Raw genomic sequence first — 5,982 nt, forward strand, 5'->3', positions numbered from 1 at the left:
CGGTGGGGGTCCATGAGGTGGACCTTGGCGCCGAGGGTCGTGAGCTCGGTGAGATAGATGGCGCGGTTCTCGTAGACCCAGTCGTGGATCATCGTCGACCCTTGGGCACAGGCGGCGATGATGGCGAAGAAGGGCAGGTTCTCGATGTTCAGCCCGGGAATGGGCAGCGGGTGGATCTTGTCCAGTGGCGCGTGCAGGGGGCCCGGCACAGTGGTCAGGTCGACCAGCCGCGTGACCCCGTTCGCCGAGGTGTACTCCGGGGTCATCTCGTAGCGCAGACCCATGGTGTCCAGGACGGCCAGCTCGATCTCCATGAACTCGATCGGGACCCGACGGATCGTGATCTCGCTGCCTGTCACCACACCCGCCGCGAGCAGGCTCATCGCCTCGATCGGGTCCTCGGAGGGGGAGTACTCGATGTCCATGTTGATCTCCTCCACCCCACGCACCGTCAGCGTCGTGGTGCCGAGCCCCTCGATCTGCACTCCCAGGGCCATGAGGAAGACGCACAGGTCCTGGACCATGTAGTTGGAGCTGGCGTTGCGGATGACGGTCTCACCGGTGTGCCGCGCCGCCGCCAGCAGCACGTTCTCGGTCACCGTGTCGCCGCGCTCGGTCAGCACGATCGGCCGTTGCGGCCAGCGGTTGCTCTCGATCGTCGCGTGGTACGCGCCGTCGGTCGCCACCACGTCGACTCCGAACTGCCGCAGAGCGATCATGTGCGGCTCGACCGTGCGCGTGCCGAGGTCGCAGCCCCCCGCGTAGGGCAGCTCGAAGCGCTCGAGCTCGTGCATCAGCGGACCCAGGAACATGATGATGGTCCGGGTGCGCCGGGCCGCGGCCTTGTCGATGCCGGCCAGGTCCAGCGTGCGCGGTGGCACGATCTCCAGGTCGGAGGAGTCCGGCATCCACCGGATCTTGAAGCCGATACTGGTCAGCACCTCGGTGATCCGGTTGACCTCCTCGATGCGCGCGAGATTGCGTAGCGTGGTGCGTCCCTTGTTGAGCATGGATGCGCAGAGCAGGGCGACCGCCGCGTTCTTGGAAGTGCGCACGTTGATCTCGCCGGCCAACCTCACCCCACCGGCGATGCGCAGGTTCTGCGGCACCGAGGTACCGACCGAGACGATCTCGGAGTCGAGGCTCTCACCGATGCGGGCCAGCATCTCCAGTGAGAGGTTCTGCTTGCCCTGCTCGATCCGGGCGACCGCACTCTGGCTGGTCCCCAGCAGAGAGGCCAGCTCGTGCTGGGTGAGGCTCTTGTGGCGGCGGGCATCGCGGATGAGGGTGCCGATGCGGGACAGGTAGGGCTCAGACACGGGCTCCAACCTAGATCACATATGAGATATTTCCCATTCAAGGCGTGTCGCGCCCGAGAGTGAGCCGAGCGCTTGCAGCACGACCGGGGCGACGATCTGCTGCTGCCACGGCCGGGCGCCGACCTCGGCCAGTGCGGCTTCCACCGAGGCCAGCTCCAGGGTCTGCGGCGGCTGCCACAGGACCCGGCGCAGTGCCTCCGGGGTGACCAGGTTCTCCACCGGGATGTCGTGCTGGTCGGACAACGCCTTCATCAGGGGTTTCGTGGCGTTGAGCCGGGCGGCGGCGTCGGGGTCGCGATCGGCCCAGGACCGAGCCGGCGGGGGTCCGGGGGTCGACACCCCGCGCTGCGGGAGCTCGTCCTCGGGGATCTCGGCCGCCGCGCTGATGGCCGCCAGCCATTCGGCGGCGTGCCGGCGAAGCCCCTGCTGTGCCCGCCGCTGGCGCGCCCCGTGGGGATCGGGCTTGACGGCCGGCAGATCGGCCCGGCGCCGGGGGGCGCGCAGGGCCAGGTCGACCAGCGTGGAGTCCGGCACGATGCGACCCGGCGCGACGTCGCGGTGCCGGGCGATCTCCTCCCGGGTGTTCCAGACCTCGCGCAGCGTCGCCAGGTGGCGCCGCGTGCGCAGCGCCCGGGTGCCCGAGACGCGGCGCCACGGGTCCGGCTTGGTCTTGGGGCCGGTGAACGAGGTGAGGGCGTCGAACTCCTGCTTCGCCCATGCCAGCTTGCCCTGCTCGGACAGGTCGCGGACCATCCGGTCGCGCAGCGGCACCAGCAGCTCGACGTCCAGCGCGGCGTAGAGCAACCAGGGTGTCGGCAGTGGCCGGGTCGACCAGTCCACCGCGGAATGCTCCTTGGCCAGAGTCAGCCCCAGGTAGTACTCCAGCACCGACGAGAGCCCCACCTTCGGCAGCCCGGCCAGCCGCGCTCCCAGCTCGGTGTCGAAGAGACGACGGGGCCGCATCCCGAGGGCGGCCAGGCAGGGGATGTCCTGGGTGGCCGCGTGCAGCACCCATTCGGTGTCGGCCAGGGCCCGGTCCACGCTGGACAGGTCCGGGCAGCCCAGGGGGTCGATGAGATGGGTGCCGCTGCCCTCGCGGCGCAGCTGCACCAGATACGCGTCCTGGCCGTAGCGGTAGCCGGACGCCCGCTCGGCATCGACCGCCACCGGGCCCGATCCCTGCGACAGCGAGTCCACCACGGCCGCGAGCCCCGCGGCGTCGTCGACGACATCGGGGACGCCGTCACCGGGGGCGGCCAGGACCTCGAAGACCTCGGGCTCGGCCTCGGGTTCGGTGGCGGAGGTGTCGCTCACGTGATCAGCGGCGCACGCCCGGTAGGGCCACGACGCCTTCCGGCAGCGGCGGCAGCCCGGCAAGGGTGCACAGCAGGTCGCCCCAGGCCTGTACGTGGCCACCGAGCTGAGCGGCCGTGTCCACCTCCGGTGTCCATGAGGCCCGGATCTCCAGCTCCACCACGGGATCACGCTCGGCCAGCGCCCCGAAGCTCTGCGAGCTCACGCTGGTGACCGTACCTGCCTCAGCGCTCCAGCCCAGGCCGCGAGCCTGCAGCGCCTCGGTCAGCCAGGACCACCCGACCTCGCCGGCCAGGGGGTCACTGCCTACCTCCGGCTCGATGGTGGTCTTCGCGTAGGTCACCGCGCGCCACTGGCCCTCCCAGGGCTCCGGGCCGGCGGGGTCGAAGAGCAGGACGAACCGACCCACGCCGAGTGGGTCCTCGGCGTTCACGGCGTGCGTGTCGTGCCCCGGGATGACCTCGCCCGCCAGGGCCACCGCGTGCGGGGCCAGGCGCGTCGGTGCCGGGACCTCTTCGATGACCAGCTCGGGTCTCATGGCCGAGGTGCGCAGCGCTTCCAGGGCGTCGTCGAACGTCGTCGCGTCACGGGTGCTGTCGACCTCCTTCGCCGGAGGGCGTGCGGGACGGATGCGGCTGACCACCTGCTCAGGGTAGGCCGCGGGCCCCGACCCGCAGCGGATCGCAACGCCGAAGGGCGTGCGAGGATCGCCCCGTGACGACGACCCCGGGGCCCGATGAGATCGTCAGCGACCTGGTGCGCGCCGCGCGCGGGCTACCCGTGCGGCGCACCCCGGTGTGGTTCATGCGGCAGGCCGGGCGGTCCCTGCCGGAGTACCGCGCTCTGCGCGAAGGGGTTGAGATGCTGACGGCGTGTCGCACCCCCGAGCTGGTCACGGAGATCACCCTGCAACCGGTGCGCAGACACGGTGTGGACGGGGCGATCCTGTTCAGCGACATCGTGGTGCCGCTGCACGCGGTCGGTGTGGAGGTCGATATCCGGGCGGGGGTAGGGCCGGTGATGGCGCGTCCGTTCCGCAGTCGTGCTGACCTGGCCCGCATCCCGGCCCTGACCGCCGAGATGATCCCCGACATCGCCGCCTCCGTCGCCGACATCACCGCCGAGCTCGGGCCGGTCCCACTGATCGGGTTCGCGGGGGCACCCTTCACGCTGGCCTCCTACCTCGTCGAAGGGGGGCCGTCGAAGAACCACGAGCGCACCAAGGCCCTCATGCACGGCGACCCGGGGCTCTGGCACGACCTGTGTGCCCGGCTGGCCGAGATCTCCGGTGCGTTCCTGGAGGTGCAGGTGGCCGCCGGCGCCAGCGCGGTGCAGCTGTTCGACTCGTGGGCCGGCTTCCTGTCCCGCCGGGACTACCGGGAGTTCGTGGAGCCGCACAGCGCCCGGGTGCTGCACCGGCTCGCCCGCACCGGGGTGCCGCGCATCCACTTCGGCGTCGGGACCGGCGAGCTGCTGGCCGACATGGCCGCCGCTGGGGCTGACGTGATCGGGGTCGACTACCGCACCGACCTGCCCAGCGCCGTGTCGCGCACCCAGGGCCAGTACCCCGTCCAGGGAAACCTGGACCCGGCGCTCCTGTTCGCCCCCTGGGACGTCATCGCAGACCAGGTGCGGCGGATCCTCGACGAGGGCGCCGCCGCGCCCGGCCACATCTTCAACCTGGGTCACGGAGTGCTCCCGCAGACCGACCCGGATGTGCTGACAAAGGTGGTGGAGCTGGTGCACGAGAAGGGCTCTTCAGCACCGCAAATGTGATCTGAACCACTTTTCCCGAGAACCCGGGCTATGCTGTGCGGTTGTCGGCGCCCCTGTCGGCGAAGTATCGAGACTCACGGTGAGGTAGACCGCATGTCTGATGATCAGCAGGAGCACAAGGACTCCTCGAATGGCTCCACGTCCCAGGAGCCCAAACACAGGGCCGCACGCAACGCCGGCCAGAAGGTGGCCGACGCCGGCCGCCGCACCAAGGACGTCGCCGACGACGTCAGCAGTGTCAGCTATCCGCACGGCATCCACCCCGCCCTGGTGCCGGGGGTGTCCATCGAGGACCAGCGCGTCCGCTACGGCACCGACAAGGTGGTCTTCGGCGCGACAGCCATCACCATCGTGGCCTTCATCGCCTGGGGTGTCACGAACACCGAGGGCCTGCAGGCCACGTCTGACACCGCCCTCGCCTGGGTGGTGAGCAACATCGGGTGGCTGTTCAACGTCTTCGCGATCATCGCGCTGATCTTCATGCTGATCGTCGGCTTCTCCCGGCTCGGCAAGATCAAGCTCGGCCTGGACGACGAGAAGCCCGAGTTCAACCGGTTGTCCTGGCTGGCCATGCTGTTCAGCGCCGGCATGGGCATCGGCCTGCTGTTCTTCGGCTCCTACGAGCCGATGACCTACTTCCTGACGCCGCCGCCCGGCACGGCTGAGCCCGAGACCATCGACGCCATGCACACCGCCTTGGCTCAGACCACGTTCCACTGGGGTCTGAACGCGTGGGCGATGTATGCCCTCGTGGGCGGCGCGGTCGCCTACGGCGCCTACCGCCGCGGTCGGGTGCCGCTGATGTCGAGCATCCTGGAGCCGATCTTCGGCCCGAAGCACGCCAAGGGCCCGGCGGGGAAGGTCATCGACATCTTCGCCATCATCGCCACGCTCTTCGGCACGGCGGTCAGCCTGGGTATCGGCGCCCTTCAGATCGGCCGCGGCATCGAGATCGTCTCCGGCATCGGACCGCTGGGCAACACGGCGATCATCGGGATCATCATGGTCCTGAGCATCGCGTTCATCGCCTCGGCGGTGTCCGGTGTGTCCAAGGGCATCCAGTGGCTGTCGAACATCAACATGGTGCTGGCCGCCCTGCTCGGTATCTTCATCTTCATCGGCGGCCCGACGCTGTTCCTGCTCAACTTCATCCCCTCCACGCTGCTGGAGTACATGCGCGACCTGCCGATGATGATGGGCCGCTCCGCCTCCCGCGGTGACGCGGCCGAGGAGTTCGTGAACGCCTGGACGGTCTTCTACTGGGCGTGGTGGATCTCCTGGACGCCCTTCGTCGGGATCTTCATCGCCCGCATCTCGCGGGGCCGCACGTTGCGCGAGTTCGTGACGGTGGTGCTGATCGCCCCGACGCTGGTCTGCTTCGTCGCCTTCGCGATCTCCGGTGGCACGGCCATGAAGCTGCAGTTCGACGGGACCGCCGACATCGGTGGCGCCGAGTCGCCGCAGGACATGCTGTTCCGGATGCTGGATGCCTTGCCCGCAGCCGGCATCACCTCGGTCGTGGTGATGTTCATGCTGGCGATCTTCTTCGTCACCAGCGCCGACTCCGGCTCGC

Annotated in this window: 5 protein-coding genes; 2 read left to right on the forward strand and 3 right to left on the reverse strand. The window is 69.5% G+C overall.

The window, feature by feature from the left end; translation table 11 throughout:
- From VJ976_RS01150 to VJ976_RS01160, 3 genes are all read right to left on the reverse strand, one after another.
- On the reverse strand, positions 1-1,319 hold a 1,319-nt coding region (locus VJ976_RS01150; protein ID WP_324098091.1), incomplete at its 3' end, for a helix-turn-helix domain-containing protein.
- A 15-nt stretch (positions 1,320-1,334) separates the two neighbouring features.
- The gene (locus tag VJ976_RS01155) at positions 1,335-2,633 is read right to left on the reverse strand and encodes a ribonuclease D (RefSeq protein ID WP_324098093.1); all 1,299 of its coding nucleotides are present in this window, start codon (positions 2,631-2,633) and stop codon (positions 1,335-1,337) included.
- Between the two features lie 4 nt (positions 2,634-2,637).
- Positions 2,638-3,276 carry a DUF3000 domain-containing protein gene (locus tag VJ976_RS01160; protein ID WP_324098095.1) on the reverse strand — a complete coding sequence of 213 codons (639 nt, stop codon included), beginning with the start codon at positions 3,274-3,276 and terminating at the stop codon, positions 2,638-2,640.
- Between the two features lie 71 nt (positions 3,277-3,347).
- Here VJ976_RS01160 and hemE point away from each other — a divergent pair, with 71 nt between their 5' ends.
- Both hemE and VJ976_RS01170 read left to right on the forward strand, forming a co-directional pair.
- A complete protein-coding gene (gene hemE / locus VJ976_RS01165) occupies positions 3,348-4,409 on the forward strand; it encodes a uroporphyrinogen decarboxylase (protein WP_324098097.1) in 1,062 nt (353 codons plus the stop codon).
- A gap of 93 nt (positions 4,410-4,502) precedes the next feature.
- On the forward strand, positions 4,503-5,982 hold a 1,480-nt coding region (locus tag VJ976_RS01170; RefSeq protein ID WP_324098099.1), incomplete at its 3' end, for a BCCT family transporter.

This window comes from Ornithinimicrobium sp. (assembly GCF_035267225.1).
In the GTDB taxonomy this organism is placed as follows: Bacteria; Actinomycetota; Actinomycetes; order Actinomycetales; family Dermatophilaceae; genus Ornithinicoccus.